Source organism: Gordonibacter pamelaeae 7-10-1-b (genome assembly GCF_000210055.1).
In the GTDB taxonomy this organism is placed as follows: domain Bacteria; phylum Actinomycetota; class Coriobacteriia; order Coriobacteriales; family Eggerthellaceae; genus Gordonibacter; species Gordonibacter pamelaeae.
This window is the reverse complement of record NC_021021.1, coordinates 1,180,384-1,182,322: the sequence shown is the minus strand read 5'-3', so window position 1 is coordinate 1,182,322 and position 1,939 is coordinate 1,180,384. Positions and strand designations below refer to the sequence as shown.

Here is a 1,939-nt window from a genome sequence, read left to right as displayed (position 1 = left end):
AGAACGGCGAGGAGGCGTGCCGCCTGTTCGCCGAGTCCGAGCCGGGCTACTACGACGTGGTGCTCATGGACGTGCAGATGCCGGTGATGGACGGCTACGAGGCCACCCGTTGCATTCGAGAGCTCCCGCGCGCCGATGCCGCCGATGTGCCCATCATCGCCATGTCGGCGAACGCCTTCGCCGAGGACGTGCGCGCCTCGCTGGAGTGCGGCATGGACGCCCACCTGTCCAAGCCCATCGACATGCGCCGCGTGCTGAGGGAGATAGCCATCCACCTCCAAAAGCGCAGCAGCTAGCGGGCGTGCAGCCGGAAGAGCCGCTGCCAACGGGGCTGCGCGGGAACATGCCGAGCGAGTGAAGGATTGCGGGAGGCGCTCGTGGGTGCGATATACTGAAGTTATACTGAAACGATAACCGGTTCCTACCGAGAAGGAGCGCGTCATGCTAGACATCAAGTACGTCCGCGATAACCAGGCAGCCGTCGCCGAGGCGATGGAAAACCGCCATGCTTCGTGGGATGCCGCTCGCTTCTCCGAACTGGACGAGACCCGCCGTGCCGCCATCGCGAAGGAGGAGGCGCTGCAGGCCGAGCGCAACGCCGCCTCGAAGTCCATCGGCGCCATGATGGGCGCCGGCCAGAAAGACGAGGCCGAGGCTGCGAAGGAGCGCGTGCGCGCCATCAACGACGAGCTGGCCGTGATCGGCAAGGAGCGCGAAGCCGCCGACGAGGCCCTGCGCGACCTGCTGTTGGCCACGCCGAACATGCCGGCCGACTCCACGCCCGTGGGCGCGAGCGAGGACGACAATCCCGAGGTGCGCCGCTGGGGCACGCCGCGCGATTTCGCCGCCGAGGGCTTCGAGATGAAACCGCACTGGGACCTGGGCCCGGAGCTCGGCATCATCGACTTCGAGCGCGCGGTGAAGCTCGCGCGCAGCCGCTTCATCCTGCTGGGCGGCCTCGGCGCCCGCCTCGAGCGCGCGCTCATCAACTTCATGGCCGACACGCATGCGTCGCGCGGCTACAAGGAGTGGTGGTGCCCGGCCATGGCCAACGCCGAGACGCTCACCGGCACGGGCCAGCTGCCGAAGTTCGAGGAAGACCTGTTCCATACCACCGAGGGCCTGTACCTCATTCCCACGGCCGAGGTGCAGCTCACCAACATCCACGCCGGCGAGGTGCTCGACGCCGGCCAGCTGCCGCTCAAATACTGCGCGTTCACGCCGTGCTTCCGCGAGGAGGCGGGCAGCGCCGGCCGCGACACGCGCGGGCTCATCCGCGTGCACCAGTTCGACAAGGTGGAGATGGTGAAGTACGCCAAGCCCGAGGAGAGCTTCGACGACCTGGAGGCCATGGTGGCCGACGCCGAGAATATCCTGCAGCTGCTGGGCCTGCCGTACCGCGTGATCAGCCTGTGCACGGGCGACATCGGGTTCTCGGCCGCCAAGACGTACGACCTCGAGGTGTGGCTGCCCAGCTACAACGGCTACAAGGAGATATCGTCCTGCTCCAACTGCACGGACTTCCAGGCGCGCCGCGCGAACATCAAGTACCGCGACCCCGCCGCCTTCAAGGGCTCGCGCTACGTGCACACCCTCAACGGCTCCGGCCTGGCGGTGGGTCGCACGATGGCCGCCGTCATCGAGAACTACCAGCAGCCCGACGGCACCGTGCGCGTGCCCGACGTGCTGGTTCCCTACATGGGCGGCGTCGAGGTCATCGCGCCGGAATAGGCGCGGCGGGCTCGGTCAGGGGCGAAGCGCGTGGTAACGAAACGCAAGTCGGTAAAGAACGCCAAGAAGATCTCCAGCGCACCGGGCGCGGCGAAGGCCGCGTCCGAGGCCCCGGCGAAGGCTGCTGCCGCAAGCCCGGTTAAGGCCGCGCCCAAAAGCCCGGCGAAGGGCGCGGAGAAGGAGCCTGCCGAGGCCCCGGCGAAGGCAG

General features: G+C 67.9%; 3 protein-coding genes. 2 read left to right on the top strand and 1 reads right to left on the bottom strand.

Annotated elements, in window-relative coordinates; all coding sequences use genetic code 11:
- Positions 1-296, top strand: a 296-nt coding sequence (locus tag GPA_RS05490) for a response regulator (RefSeq protein WP_041239150.1), incomplete at its 5' end; no start/stop codon positions are given.
- Positions 297-441: 145 nt separating this feature from the next.
- Complete coding sequence (serS, locus tag GPA_RS05485; RefSeq protein WP_015539215.1) at positions 442-1,731, top strand: serine--tRNA ligase; 1,290 nt, start codon at positions 442-444, stop codon at positions 1,729-1,731.
- On the opposite strand, the gene GPA_RS19990 is transcribed toward serS, so the two are convergent.
- On the bottom strand, positions 1,695-1,939 hold a 245-nt coding region (locus GPA_RS19990; protein ID WP_231847580.1), incomplete at its 5' end, for a hypothetical protein. The two genes, serS and GPA_RS19990, sit on opposite strands and share 37 nt — an antisense overlap.

Bases quoted from the DNA above. Each gene is read 5' to 3' on its own strand.
- serS (WP_015539215.1), top strand. From the start codon at position 442: ATGCTAGACATCAAGTACGTCCGCGATAACCAGGCAGCCGTCGCCGAG.